General features: G+C 62.8%; 13 protein-coding genes. 4 read left to right on the forward strand and 9 right to left on the reverse strand.

The window, feature by feature from the left end:
• Positions 1-150 precede the first annotated feature (150 nt).
• The 3 genes from HYR72_24890 (at position 151) to HYR72_24900 (ending at position 1,918) form a co-directional block, all read left to right on the forward strand.
• Positions 151-777: a hypothetical protein gene (locus HYR72_24890; protein MBI1818231.1), complete on the forward strand. Its 627-nt coding sequence runs from the start codon at positions 151-153 to the stop codon at positions 775-777.
• A gap of 27 nt (positions 778-804) precedes the next feature.
• Entirely contained in the window at positions 805-1,158 is a 354-nt protein-coding gene (locus HYR72_24895) for a DUF4180 domain-containing protein (protein ID MBI1818232.1), read from the forward strand.
• A gap of 151 nt (positions 1,159-1,309) precedes the next feature.
• The gene (locus HYR72_24900; protein ID MBI1818233.1) at positions 1,310-1,918 is read left to right on the forward strand and encodes a glutathione S-transferase family protein; all 609 of its coding nucleotides are present in this window, start codon (positions 1,310-1,312) and stop codon (positions 1,916-1,918) included.
• A 97-nt stretch (positions 1,919-2,015) separates the two neighbouring features.
• On the opposite strand, the gene HYR72_24905 is transcribed toward HYR72_24900, so the two are convergent.
• The 7 genes from HYR72_24905 to HYR72_24935 form a co-directional block, all read right to left on the reverse strand.
• A complete protein-coding gene (locus tag HYR72_24905) occupies positions 2,016-3,314 on the reverse strand; it encodes a hypothetical protein (protein ID MBI1818234.1) in 1,299 nt (432 codons plus the stop codon).
• Positions 3,315-3,645: 331 nt separating this feature from the next.
• Positions 3,646-4,023, reverse strand: coding sequence for a VOC family protein (locus HYR72_24910; GenBank protein MBI1818235.1), 378 nt, complete (start codon positions 4,021-4,023; stop codon positions 3,646-3,648).
• Between the two features lie 19 nt (positions 4,024-4,042).
• A complete protein-coding gene (locus HYR72_24915; protein ID MBI1818236.1) occupies positions 4,043-4,615 on the reverse strand; it encodes a DUF1003 domain-containing protein in 573 nt (190 codons plus the stop codon).
• 71 nt (positions 4,616-4,686) lie between these two features.
• Complete coding sequence (locus HYR72_24920; protein MBI1818237.1) at positions 4,687-7,287, reverse strand: hypothetical protein; 2,601 nt, start codon at positions 7,285-7,287, stop codon at positions 4,687-4,689.
• Between the two features lie 263 nt (positions 7,288-7,550).
• Positions 7,551-8,129 carry a CDP-diacylglycerol--serine O-phosphatidyltransferase gene (pssA, locus tag HYR72_24925; protein ID MBI1818238.1) on the reverse strand — a complete coding sequence of 193 codons (579 nt, stop codon included), beginning with the start codon at positions 8,127-8,129 and terminating at the stop codon, positions 7,551-7,553.
• A 129-nt stretch (positions 8,130-8,258) separates the two neighbouring features.
• Positions 8,259-8,639, reverse strand: coding sequence for a hypothetical protein (locus HYR72_24930; GenBank protein ID MBI1818239.1), 381 nt, complete (start codon positions 8,637-8,639; stop codon positions 8,259-8,261).
• A 129-nt stretch (positions 8,640-8,768) separates the two neighbouring features.
• Complete coding sequence (locus HYR72_24935) at positions 8,769-8,969, reverse strand: cold shock domain-containing protein (GenBank protein MBI1818240.1); 201 nt, start codon at positions 8,967-8,969, stop codon at positions 8,769-8,771.
• A gap of 530 nt (positions 8,970-9,499) precedes the next feature.
• Here HYR72_24935 and HYR72_24940 point away from each other — a divergent pair.
• A complete protein-coding gene (locus HYR72_24940) occupies positions 9,500-11,995 on the forward strand; it encodes an MMPL family transporter (GenBank protein MBI1818241.1) in 2,496 nt (831 codons plus the stop codon).
• On the opposite strand, the gene HYR72_24945 is transcribed toward HYR72_24940, so the two are convergent.
• Together HYR72_24945 and HYR72_24950 are read right to left on the reverse strand one after the other, a co-directional pair.
• The gene (locus tag HYR72_24945) at positions 11,987-12,367 is read right to left on the reverse strand and encodes a hypothetical protein (GenBank protein MBI1818242.1); all 381 of its coding nucleotides are present in this window, start codon (positions 12,365-12,367) and stop codon (positions 11,987-11,989) included. The genes HYR72_24940 and HYR72_24945 overlap by 9 nt on opposite strands.
• Positions 12,364-12,591 carry a hypothetical protein gene (locus tag HYR72_24950; protein ID MBI1818243.1) on the reverse strand — a complete coding sequence of 76 codons (228 nt, stop codon included), beginning with the start codon at positions 12,589-12,591 and terminating at the stop codon, positions 12,364-12,366. Before HYR72_24950 ends, HYR72_24945 begins: the two co-directional genes overlap by 4 nt.
• Positions 12,592-12,604 lie beyond the last annotated feature (13 nt).

Consider the following 12,604-nt stretch of genomic DNA (forward strand, 5'->3'; position numbering starts at 1 on the left):
ACCCGGACGATCCGCAGCCAAGCACGACGCCACGTCGGAAACAGACCGACCGACCACAGCGAATGATTCACCCAATCCACGATCAGCGCCTCCCGAGACGGAGGCCATGCGGCCAAATGGTTTTTCTACAAGCTCGTTAGGGCCTCTGCCATGGACGCAAAGTCGCTGACTCGCCGAGCCGTGCTGCGGCTTTCGTCTGAGCTCGTGGCCGCGGATTGTGATGTCGAGAACGAAACCGAGTTGGCCCATCTTTTCTTTTGGGCGATTCTCTCTGAAGCGCGGGGAAGTGGTGTCTCATCAAATGCTCTTCGTTCCGAAATCCGGTTGACGAACGGCGGGCGAATCGATTTTGGGTTTCGAGCAGTGGAAGCTGGCGTTCCATACGAACTCTTTCTCGAGTTGAAGGTTTGGGTGCGACCGCTGCACGTCAGCCATATGAGTAAAGCCAATGTTGCAACTCGAAAGCGGAACGAATGCATTCGAGATGCGAAGAGGCTTTCCGGCCTAATCACCAATCGTGCATGCCATCACGGCGGATTGTTGGTCTTGGAGCGCAATTCTTCGCATCTGAAGCGGCTTCTTTGCGACCGACTGGTGGAGGCGAATTGCAGCCTCGAAGAGGAGTGGTTTCCGCTGACGCGCTCATCGGCTGGCAACCACCAAGAGCATCTAGGGCTAATCTGGGTGGGCCCTAACACGCCGCTCGATCTGACGGCGGGCATGCAACGTCCTCCAGACGGCACTGCCTCGGTTGCCCGCCGCAGCTCAACGGCATAGCGTTTCGGCGACCGGGCAAGCACGAGAATGAACGTGAAGGTGCTCGATCGGGACGGCGTGCGCATCGTCGAATGCACTGATTCGATCACTCGCGTCGATGACGCGCTCGATCTGATCGCGGCGTGCATCGAGCGCGGTTCGACGCGATTGCTGATCGACTCGCGACACCTGCCCGCGGCGTTCTTCGACCTGCGGTCCAAGTTCGCTGGCGAGTTTCTCCAGAAGCTGCAGAACTACCGACTCCGCGTCGCCGCGGTGTTCCTCTCGGAGCACGAATACGGCGAGAGGTTTTCGGAGTTCTTGTCGGAGGCGAAACGTGGCAACAGTTTTCGCGCCTTCACCGTCCGCACCGACGCGGAAGCCTGGCTCGCCTTCCAGTAGCTGGACCGGGAAGAGCGGACCCTACAAAGCCACGGTGGACCCGACCCGGTTACGCTCGCAAACCCATCCGCTCCTCGCTCAATTGATAGCGCCACTCCTGACACGGGCGTGCGTCTGTGCTAACGCCTCCTCGACAAGCCAGGAGGGCCGCATGCTCAAGTTGCACCATCACCCATTCTCGACGTTCTCCCGCCGCGTGCGCATCGCGCTGATTGAGAAGAACATCGATTGCGAGTTGGTCGAGGTCGACATGATGGCGGGCGCCCACCGCAGCGAGGCGTACCGCAAGCTGAATCCGTACGGGCGCGTGCCGACGCTCGAAGAAGACGGCCTTGTGCTCTACGAGTCGACCGCGATCCTCGAATACCTCGAAGCAACACATCCGCAGCCGCCGCTCGTACCGGCGGACGCGCGCGGACGCGCGCTCGTCGCCATGCACATGAAGCTCTGCGACATCCAACTCGCGCGCCAGACCGGCACGATCATCTTTCCCATGCGCTTCCTGCCGAAGGAACGGTGGGACGAGGCGGCGATGGCGCAGGCGAAGAAGGAGATCGAGAAACACCTCGTCATCCTCGACGCGCAGCTCGCCAGCAAGAGCTACCTCGTGGGCGACCGATATTCGCTCGCCGAGGTCTGCTACGCGCCCTTCGTCGAGTTCTTTCCACTGATGAAGATTGCGCCGCCACCGAACGTCGCCGCCTGGACCAAGAGCCTTCTCGAACGCCCGAGCGCAGTGCAGACCAAGCCGGCCGCTTGAATCCCCGATCCCGTGGGCTGACCTCGTTTCGCGTTGGATGACCGACACCTCGCGAGCGCCGGTGATCCGGGAGAACAGCGAACGGAATAGCTACGGCTCACGCCACCGCGGACGGCTTTCGGCGACGCACGCACCACAGGATCACGATCGGCGCGAGCAACCGAGCGAACGGATGGCTATCGGTCGCGTGACTGTGATTGACGGCACAGCCACCGCCACCGCCAGCCATTTGGGTAGCGTCTGTACCAATCGCGGGGCTGGTGGGGGTCGGCGTGCTGACCGAAGTTCCTGCCTTCAGCGTGTTGGTCGGCGTCCGTGCGGCGAGCGTATCCGTCGCGCGCGGTGTGTTGGTGGGGGTCGGCGTGGGAGAATCTTCTGCGGCTTGCTCAATGTCGAATACTCCGTTGGTCGTCGCTACATACACTGTCGTCGGCCTGTGCGGATCGATTGCCAGCGCATTGATTGTGAGGCTGGTCAGTCCGGCATTGAACTCGCCCCTGCTCGCGCCACCGTCCGTGCTCTTGAACACGCCATCGTTGGTGCCGGTATACACAGTCGTCGGCGTATGCGGGTCGATGGCGATGGTTCGGGTGCCACTTGCGCTTGGCCCGGGCCCAGTCAGGTGCCAATTTCCACCGCCGTCGGTGCTCTTGTACACACCATTCTGTGTTCCAGCGTAGAAGGTGCTGGATGTTACCGGGTCGATCATCACATCAAAGACGTGGAAAATGGCACTGGACGATGGGTTCAAGATGACCTGCCAGGTGGCACCGCCGTCGATGCTTTTCAGAACCCCGCTTGCGCTCCCGGCGTAGAGCGTGCCGGGCAGAGAGAGATCAACTCGAAGCGCGAAGACTAGACCGACAGACGAGCCCTTGCTCCAGGTGCGACCGCCGTCGGTGCTTTTGAAGACCTGGCCATCCCCGTCAGGATAGCTCGCAGCATAGACAGTGGTTGCCGTGGCCGGATCGATCGCGAGTGCGGAAATCACATCGAGAGCGGGCGCCGGAACGTCCCGCAAGATGCTGTCCCAGGTAGAGCCGCTGTTCGTACTCTTGAACAGGCCGCCCGCTGTCCCGACGTAGAGCGTGTTGGGCGTGAGAGGATCGATGGCGAGCGCACGCGTTGCCGCCTCAGTCGACGCCAGGTTGAGCGCCTCCCAGCGATTGCCGCTGTTCGTGCTCTTGAACAATCCCGTCTGCGTCCCGGCGTAGAGCGTGCTGGGCGTAGTGGGATCGATGGCGAGCGCGTTCACCACGCTGCCTTCATCCGGCCCGTGGGTTGTCCAGACATGGAACCCGGCCTGCGCGCTGCCCGCACTGACAACAGCGAAGGCGAGCCACGTAGCGGCGACGCGACGGACAGACCGACTGGAGATGTGAGTGATCATCTGCATGCGGCTACCCTCCTTCAAACTCTTGCACGGGTGGTGGGGCTTCTTGCTTGCCCTCCTTGGTGTCTGGCACCGCTGCCGACAGTCGGTGCTAGGCAATCACGAGCAACTCTACGTCGTGGCAACGCCTGTGCCAGCGTGCAGTCGATGGAAACGTATAAACCGAGCGACGCGCAGAGCGATCACCGAGACAGGATCGCCTCAACCGGCTCTGCCCGTTTTTCAAAGCAGATGTAAGAGTTTCAATTGGGGTACGCTGCAGACGCTGCAATCGAGCGGATTGCTCGCTTGATCGAGTCGGCGCGACGCTTGCCGTCCGGGACGGCTTTGATTGTTATTCGTACGTCCGGATTTCGATGAGATGCCGGCTCGGGTCGAAGAAGTAGAGGGCCTTTCCCATGCCCTTGGCGCCCATTTCTCTTCCCGGTCCCTTCATGCTGCCGACGGCATCGAACGCGTCGCCGAATTCGATTCCCACCGCCTTCACACGGTCGAACACCGCTTCGAACTCCGCACTCGACATCGCAAACGCGAGGTGATCTCCACCCTGCGTGCCCCACGGTGCGAGTTGAATCGTCAGCGCCGGAGTGACGCGGACAACGGTGAACGGGCCGTCGCTGCCTTCGAGAGCGAATCCGAGAATCTCAGCGTAGAACTTCGCGCTCGCCTGAACGTCCCCTACCGCCAAGATCAAGTGATCGAGTTCTGCCATCACCCAATCCTCCCTGCCTTCATCGATCGAGGCGCGCGGGTTGCCCGCGCTGGTTGAGGAGTTGCGCTAGCGCGTCGATCTGCTCCCGTTGCAGCGCCAGTAGTTCCGCCCATTGTTGTTCGCGCAGGGCATCCATCTTTTGGTGCAGTCCGAGTATCTCCAACTCGGCCTTCAAGTTCACTTCGTAGTCGTGGGAGGCATCCATCCGGTCCTTCGCCGCCTGCCGGTTCTGCGACATCATGATGACCGGCGCTTGTAACGCCGCGAGCATGGAGAGGAACAGATTCAACAGAATGTAGGGATACGGATCAAACGCCTCCGCGCGCGCCCCCAGAATGAACGAGTTCACGATCACCCACACCACCAACACAAAACCAAAGAGCATGATGAAGGTCCACGAGCCGCCGAACGACGCCACGTGATCCGCCAAGCGCTGGCCAAAGGTGAGCCGTCCTTCGAACTCTTGATTGATGTTGCGGCTGATGTGCATGCGCTCCGCGATCTGCCGTATCACGCGCTGCTCACGCTCCGTCAGCTTCTCGAATCCGGTGCGCAGCAACTTCTGCGCAAGCTCTCTTACGTGGTTGTTCATCGCATTCTCTCCCTTCCCGATGCGCTGGAGACGATCAACGCGTAGATCACAGGGTCACTAGTTCGGTGATTCTAAACGGGATCGGCGCGGTCGAGCAAACGCACTTCGCCGCGCCGTCCGTCGACTTCGATGAGGTCGCCGGTCCTGATGATCTGCGTCGCCGGGCCGACGTTGACCACGGCCGGGATGCCGTACTCGCGCGCCACAATGCTGCCATGGCTCAGTGCGCCACCGAGGTCCATGACGATGGCCGCCGCCGGCAGAAAATACGGCGTCCAACCGGGGTCGGTGAATGGAGCGACGAGAATCTCTCCCGCCAGCACGCGTTCCTCGCTGTCGGCGCGCAGGATGACGCGCGCACGGCCAGTGACGACGCCGGGGCTAACGGCCAGTCCGCGCAGCACGGAGGTCGGAGCGGCGCTCGCGGGCCGCATGGTATGACGGCGCGGATCGAAGCGGCCCACGATAACCGGGGCCGGAGTCAGCGCAACGTTCTCGACGTACTCCGCGCGTCGCTTGGCGACCAGGATACGAGGGTCAAATGTCGCTTCGCCATGAACCACAGCGGCAAGCTCTGTCAGATCGAAAAACAACACGTCGTCGCGCTCCGCCACAACGCCACGAGCGGCGAGCCGCGCACCAAGTTCGAGCAGCGTCGCCCGCGCCACCGCGATGCGTCGGACCGCTTCGCTCTTCACATTCTCGCGCAGCGCCAGCCCACCTTGCGCGCGTTTGAGCAACCAACCAAACACGCGTCCTCGCACGGGGCCAAGTCGGCGCTCGCACGCGCGCGTGAGCACGGCCCGGTCAACGGAACGCTGTCGATGGGTTGCAACTGGGCTGGCCGCTTCACTCGCCAGGTAGCTACGCAGCAAGGACAACACGTAGTCAGGTTGTTCGCGCCAGCGCGGCACGGCCACATCAACCTCGACGCGCGTGTGGTGTCCGTGTTGCGCCATGAACGCGTCCCACTGCGCGATAAACGCTCGGCCCCCTTCACCCTCCGCGAGCGCGGCGCGGACACTCGCAAAGGACGCTCCGGCGGCGAATACTTGGCTCGGTAGCGCGCGCGCCGTTTCGGCCAAGCGCCACAAATCCAAACCGGCTTCGGCCGAATCGAGGCCACCCACGCCTGAAAGCAATCGGCTGACGATCGCACCATCTGCATCGCCGAGCCAACGCCGACAGATCGTCTCCAATGGCGCGCCACACGCCAGGCCAGCGAGCGAGTAGATGAATCCCTCTCCGAAGGTGTCGAAGTCATCGAACGCGTGATCGAGATGCGCGAGCAATGCCGCGTCGCCCATCGTCGTCAAATCGTGCCGTTCGAGCGCGGCGGTCGCGCTGCGCAACTGGGCGAGCAGCGAGCCGCCGCGCGCGCTCAGGTGGCGCAGAAACCAGACCAGGGTGGACGGCAACCGCACGATCATCCGCCAGCCCGACACATTGAGCGCGGGCAAGTCTCGCCGCGTCAGTTGGGCGAGCGCGGATGCCAATTGCTGATCCCCGCCAAAGGTCTGCACCGCGTCGACGCGGAGAAATCGCACGCTCGACAGCGCCGCCATGATCGTATTCATGTTGAAGTAGGCGCGACCCGCCACCAACCCAACGAGTGCATTCTGTTCGAGGTGGAACGCCAGCCGCGAGAACACGACCCGCAGCAGTGCGTCGACCAGGCGACTCACCACCGAGAAGGTCATGGGAGTCAGCACATCGGGGAGGATCTCGCCGGTGTTGGTGTTCGCCCACACTTGACGGTCGGCCGGATCATCCGTACCGAGCCCGGCCGTCACTGCACGCGCTTGCAAGAGAAAGATCTCGCCATCGGCGATCGCCCACTCGATGTCCTGCGGACCGCCGAATGCGCGCTCGATAGCGACCCCCAACTCCGCTAGCCGACGGGTCTGCGCAGCATCGAGACAGGGCCGCTGGGCTCGCTCGGGTGCTACGGATTGCTCCCGCGTGCCGCCCGCGCCGTCCATTTCGAAGGACTGCACCAACTCGAAGGGCTGCACCGCCGCGTGCTGCTCGACGACGGCGAGCGTGTGCTTGTCAATCACGAATCGCGCCGGCGTCACACGCCCGGATACGAGCACCTCGCCCAAACCGAACACCGCTTCGATCACGACGCGGTCGCTGCGTGCCGCCACGGGGTCGCAAGTGAACAGCACGCCGGAGACCTCTGCAGGTACGCAGCGCTGCACAACCACCGCCATCGTCACATCGTCCGAGAGCCCGTGCTGTGCGCGATACGCCGCCGCGCGCTCGCTCCACAAAGACGCCCAGCACTGGCGCACTGCTCGACCGCATGCCTCCATGCCGGCGACGCCGAGTACGGTATCGTGTTGACCCGCAAATGAATGTCCCGCGCCATCCTCCGCGGTTGCGGATGAGCGCACCGCCAACGACTCGGCGCCGAGCGTGCGCATGGCCTCGCCGATTTGTGCGGCGAGCTGCGCGTCGAGCGGCGCTCCCATGATCGCCGCGCGCAACGCCCTGCCCCGCATCGCGCCATGCACATCGACCCGCGCCAGGTGTGCGCGATACGCCTGGGTCGTGACCACGAACGCCGGCGGCACCGGCACTCCGAGATTCATCAGACGGACAAGACTGGCGGCCTTGCCGCCGAGTTGCTCGACCGCCGCGTCAGGGGTCGGAAGCGGGACGATCACGCCGCTCACGTTCGTCGAGCGCATGGCGGGTGAGACGAACGCGCGCGGCGACAATTCATCTGGTCAACTGAGCGCCGCCCGCGTAGTGCCCCCTCGATGCGTCGCCCTTCGATACGAGGCCTTCGGCTTCTACTCCGGACGACTCCTCGGGGAAGCGGTTCCTCTTCACCTACGTTCCACACTCCGTTTGCCCGAGTAGATCGCGAAGCGATCGTATCGAGGGCCCTTCGTTTGAAGGTCTCGCTGAATCGAATCTCTATCGTTCACGGCTTCGGAATTCGCAACGTCTTGCTGATCATCAGACTTCCCGACAGCGCGAACAGCAGCGACACGAGGTGCATGCGGATACCGAACGGCTGCACCGGCAGCAACGCCTCATTGCGGTAGAGGATCAGCAGAAGCCCGAGCGGTACGATGCTGGTCGGGATCGGCGTGCCCTCGAAGTGCGTGACCTTGCCGCCCTCGCCGGCCAACTCCTCTGCTGTGATGTTGAAGCGCGCGAGCCGGCTGAGCCCGCACACGGCGAAATAGATGAGCAAGGCCTGATCCAACGCGGTGTTCAGGCCGACCGCGAAGGCAATCGCAGCGGGCGCGACACCAAACGAGATCACATCGGCGAGCGAGTCCATCTCGCGGCCCATCGGCGACGCCTTGTGACGCCAGCGTGCGACCCGTCCATCGAGCAGGTCGAACACGATCGCCAAAGGAACCAGGACGACCGCCACGTAGAGCTGCGCCGTCTCATGGCTCGCCACAAATCGCATCGCGTGAAACACCGCCGCGATCCCACAGCATCCGTTCGCGATCGTCAGCAGATCCGCGAAATGAAAACCGCGAATCATCGAAAAATGTTTTGGCTGCGCCCGCTCCATAGTCGCCCCCCTCCGAGCAGGGGGACTATACGTGCGGATGCGGCGGAAGTGGAACCGCCGCGACGCGGGTCGGACCCGCGAGCACGGCGCTGGATGACGTTAGCCGGCGGCCCGCGCCAACGCCGGCGACTCGGTCGCGGGAGTCTCCGTAGGGCGGCGCGGCGCGTCGAGCAAACGCCGATGCCACGCGGCGATGCCGCGCCGCAGGTACTCCGGATTGATGTCGAGCGTCTCGCTGATGTTCTCGAAGGAAAACACCCCTTCGTTGCTGGGGCACGCGATCCATTCGACAGCCTCGGCGAACAACTCACGGCCGATGCGGTCGTCGGCGACGATGTACTTGCGGTAGTCGTCGAGCGCATTTTCCAACACGGCCAACATCAGGCGTTTCTCGTTCGAGAGCGCCGCCCGGCGGCGGCGTGCCGCAACCAGTTGGTCGGTGATCAAGACATCCGGTTCAAACAAGCCGCGATCACTCATTCCGTGTGCTCCCTATCCGTAACATTGGGGCGGCGTGCTGCCGGCACCGCGAGGCCATGCGGTGGCCATTTGGTCGAGCTGATGACGAAAAGACCGTGGAGGCCCGCTCTGGGCCTCCACGGGAATTCGTTACAGCTTGGTAACGTTGGACGCTTGCGGTCCCTTTTTGCCTTGGGTCACGTCGAAACTGACCTTCTGGCCTTCGTCGAGACTGCGGTAGCCTTCGCCGACGATCGCGGTGTGGTGAACGAACACATCGACACCATCGTCGCAGCTGATGAAGCCAAATCCCTTCTCGGCATTGAACCATTTCACTGTTCCTTGAGCCATGCGCTTCCTCCTTTCTTGCTTTATTCGTCACTGGGAAGCTGCTGGATCCGGAACGCGATAGTGATTGCGTATAAGCGAGCCGAAGAGCTGTGCTCCGCGGCTCCAAAGGAACTGCTGTTTCTCCCCGTTGAGACTGCGCACGTTTCTAACCGACTTGCGGCCGAAGTACAAGATCGAAATGCAATTCGACCCTGGCCCGGGAACCGAGGCGGAATTGCGCCCGCGCCGCCCAAGATGCCGCGGATGTTGCCGCGGATGATGCCGAACCCCCATCCCCGCCCCGGGACGCACCGCCGTGCGCCCCTACGAGATTCTGCCTTCTCGTCCGTGGGTGGGCACGGCGTGCGCCCTCCGCCGGTCGCTGCCACTGGACGACCCCTCTTCGTTCATTGGCCCACCACAGGAGCGCCGGGCTTGTCTGAGCCGGATTTCGAAGGACGATAGCGATATGCAAGTAGCGTTGCCGACACGCGTCGAAGCCGATACAAGCGCGAGGTGGCTGTCGACACGTCGCCGGACCTTCCCGCCGCATGATTCCGCAACGTTGGATTGAAGCGTACCTGCGCTTCCTGCTGCGCCACCGCGGGGCGATCGCGCTGCTCGTCGCCCTCATCACCGGCGCCTTGGCTTACCAGCTGAAGGATCTCCGGCTGCACTCGGACTTCTTCGACTTCTATCCCCGCCGCCACCCGTACATTCAGTTCTACAACGAGTTCCGCCAGATGTTCGGCACACCGAACATCATGAGCGTCATCCTCGAAGTGAAACAGGGCGACATCTACAACCCCGAGACCCTGCAAAAGCTCGATCGCATCACCAAGTTCATGATCTACACCAAGGGCGTCGTGCCGTATCAGATCACGTCGATCGCGCACCCCAGCGTGCGCAGCGTCGTCATCTCGAGCGCCGGCAACATCAGCATCCGGCCAATCTTCTATCCGGGCGTGCCGCAGACCGAACACGACGCCGATCGCGTCCGCTTCTCGGTCTACCAAAACCGCGCCGTGCGCGGCATCTACACGGCCAACGACGACACTGCCGCCGTGGTCCACACGGCATTCTGGGAGGAGGCGCTCGACTTCGGCTACCTCTACGACCACATGATGGAGCTCAAGCGGACCGAAGAAGACGCCAATCACCGCATCTACATCACCGGCTTCCCGTGGTTGTACGCCTCGGTGCTGCGCTACACGGGCGAACTGAACTACATCTTCGCCTACACGGTGCTTGCGCTGTCATTCCTCCTCTACGCGTACTTCCGCACCTGGACCGGTATTTGGGTACCGATCTTCTCCGGGCTGCTCTCGAGTATCTGGGGTCTCGCGTTCGCAGCAATGCTCGGGTTCAATCTCGACCCGCTGGTGCTGGTGATCCCAGTGTTTCTCACGGCGCGAGCTCTCAGCCATTCGGTGCAGTCGATGGATCGCTACCACGAGGAGTTCTACCGCCTCGGCGACAAGCAGCAAGCGATCGTGGCGTCGTACTCGCACCTGTTTGCGCCGGCGATCGCGTCGATCGTCACCGACGGCATCGGATTATTGGTAGTGGCGGTGGCACCGATCCCGCTCGTGCAGAAGGTGGCGATCTTTTCCAGCTTCTGGGTGATCTCGATCTTCATCAGTGTGGTCACGCTGCATCCGATCATTCTATCGTATATCCATCCGCCGCCGCGTGGCGTTGCGGCGCCGAAGGAGCCGCGTGTGAGCGCTGGCGAAGCCACGGTCGTCGTCGCCCTCCTCTGCGGCGGCGCTGCGGTCGTCCGCTACGCCGAGGCGGTGCCCGGCTGGTGGATCGCCGCGGCGCTCATCCCGGTCCTCGCCTGGTATTGGCTCACCTATTCGGAAACTATCTATGCCGCCGTTACGCGCGGCGTGATCCACTGTACTGACGGCGCCGCGCGTTGGGTCGTTATCGGCCTCACCATCGCGCTCTACGGACTGCTGCCGATGTGGGGCTGGACACTGAAGGTCGGCGACATGACTCCGGGCGCCGCGCTGCTGTTTCCCAATCATCCGTACAACACCGCCTACAAACTCCTCAATCAGAAGTTCCTCGGTGCCAGCCAACTGATTGTCATCGCCGACACGTTGCGGGCGGATGGTGTGAAGAGCGTCCCGGCGCTCAGCGCCATGGAGGAGTTCGCCGATCACATGCAGGATGCACCCGCCGCACGCGCGTCGATCAGCATCGCCGATATCGTCAAGCAAGCGGGCCGCATGTGGCGCGACGGCGATCCCAAGTGGGGCATCGTCCCCGACAACATGCGCGAGCGCAGCGAGCTGCTATTCGTGTTCGATAGCACGTCGGGCAACACCGATCGGTTCATTGATCGCACCGGGCGCTACGCCGCCATCATCACCCTCTTCAGCGAACACTCACACGACGTGATCCGCGACGCGATCAATTGGGCCAAGCAGTTCCCCGATGTCGAAGGGGTCGTCCATTTTCGCTTCGCCGGCGGTCTGTTTGGCATTCTCGCCGCGGTCAACGAGTCGGTCGAGAATTCCTATTGGCTCAACCTCGGACTGATCTTCGGCATCGTGACGTTCTGCCTGTATCTGACCTACGGCTCCTTCGCCGCGGCGGCGATCTTGATGATCCCCGTCGTGCTATCGCAGCTCGCCGCCGAAGCCCTGATGGTGCTGATGCACATCGACCTCAACGTGAACTCGTTACCGGTTGCCGCCGCCGGTGCCGGCGTGGGCGTCGACTACGGCATCTATCACTTCAGCCGGATGATCGACGCGTACGATGAAGTCGGCGTGCTCGATGAAGCCGTCGACTACGCCACGGCGACTACCGGCAAGGCGATCATCTTCACCGCCAGTACGATGATAGCGGGGACCGTCTTCTGGTGGTTCTCGAATCTGAAGTTCCAAGCCGAGATGGGCTTGCTGCTCGCGCTGCTGATGACCTTCAACACCTTCGGCGGCCTGATAGTCGTCCCCGCCTTCGTGAAGGCACTGCGGCCACGGTTCTTGGTCAACCGAGTACCGCCCGCACCCGCTTTGGCAGCGTCAGCCTAGCGGCTCCAACCTGCGACAGTCGTTGAAGATGGCTCGCAACGACGGAGGCAGATCCGCCAATCGTTCCTCGATCTCGCGACCAAGCGTCTCGCCGCCCGCCGCCAGCAACAGCCGGATATCAAGCAGGTCCTGCGGACCGCCGGCGTATAACTTGAGGAGTACGAGGTCCGCGGTGTCCACAACGGGCAGAGAGCGCCCCTCCACCATGACACTAACTCGGCGTTGAAGGATCTGCGCCTGCCAGGTGTGCTTGACGACGATGACGTCAACCGCCTCCGCCCCCTGACTGCAGCGCACGACGCCTCCGCCGATCAGGGCAGACTCAACACCGCGTTGACGGAGATAGTCTGCGATGCGTTCAACCAGTGTCATCTCGGCAGTGTATCCATCGATCGCGACGGACGGCGGCCTCGGTGCTTGTTGCGCCGCAAGCGATCACGTGCCTCGACGATCGTCGTCCCCGGTGGAAGCGTGGCCATGAAGAGCTGCAACGCTTCCTGTCCGAGACGCAGCGCGAGTTGGATCCGTTCGGCCGGGGTACCGTGAAAGTGCTTGGCCACCTCGGCGTCCAAGTCACGAGCCGGAAGCTTGGTCATTGGTTCCGTGTAC

The sequence above is a fragment of the Deltaproteobacteria bacterium genome (assembly GCA_016178705.1).
Lineage (GTDB): Bacteria > Desulfobacterota > Binatia > HRBIN30 > JACQVA1 > JACOST01.

What these genes read in the sequence shown, in the direction of transcription:
- HYR72_24890 (MBI1818231.1), top strand. Translation starts at nt 151, where the DNA reads ATGGACGCAAAGTCGCTGACTCGCCGAGCCGTGCTGCGGCTTTCGTCT.
- HYR72_24895 (MBI1818232.1), top strand. Translation starts at nt 805, where the DNA reads ATGAACGTGAAGGTGCTCGATCGGGACGGCGTGCGCATCGTCGAATGC.
- HYR72_24900 (MBI1818233.1), top strand. Translation starts at nt 1,310, where the DNA reads ATGCTCAAGTTGCACCATCACCCATTCTCGACGTTCTCCCGCCGCGTG.
- HYR72_24905 (MBI1818234.1), bottom strand. Translation starts at nt 3,314, where the DNA reads ATGCAGATGATCACTCACATCTCCAGTCGGTCTGTCCGTCGCGTCGCC.
- HYR72_24910 (MBI1818235.1), bottom strand. Translation starts at nt 4,023, where the DNA reads ATGGCAGAACTCGATCACTTGATCTTGGCGGTAGGGGACGTTCAGGCG.
- HYR72_24915 (MBI1818236.1), bottom strand. Translation starts at nt 4,615, where the DNA reads ATGAACAACCACGTAAGAGAGCTTGCGCAGAAGTTGCTGCGCACCGGA.
- pssA (MBI1818238.1), bottom strand. Translation starts at nt 8,129, where the DNA reads ATGATTCGCGGTTTTCATTTCGCGGATCTGCTGACGATCGCGAACGGA.
- HYR72_24930 (MBI1818239.1), bottom strand. Translation starts at nt 8,639, where the DNA reads ATGAGTGATCGCGGCTTGTTTGAACCGGATGTCTTGATCACCGACCAA.
- HYR72_24935 (MBI1818240.1), bottom strand. Translation starts at nt 8,969, where the DNA reads ATGGCTCAAGGAACAGTGAAATGGTTCAATGCCGAGAAGGGATTTGGC.
- HYR72_24940 (MBI1818241.1), top strand. Translation starts at nt 9,500, where the DNA reads ATGATTCCGCAACGTTGGATTGAAGCGTACCTGCGCTTCCTGCTGCGC.
- HYR72_24945 (MBI1818242.1), bottom strand. Translation starts at nt 12,367, where the DNA reads ATGACACTGGTTGAACGCATCGCAGACTATCTCCGTCAACGCGGTGTT.
- HYR72_24950 (MBI1818243.1), bottom strand. Translation starts at nt 12,591, where the DNA reads ATGACCAAGCTTCCGGCTCGTGACTTGGACGCCGAGGTGGCCAAGCAC.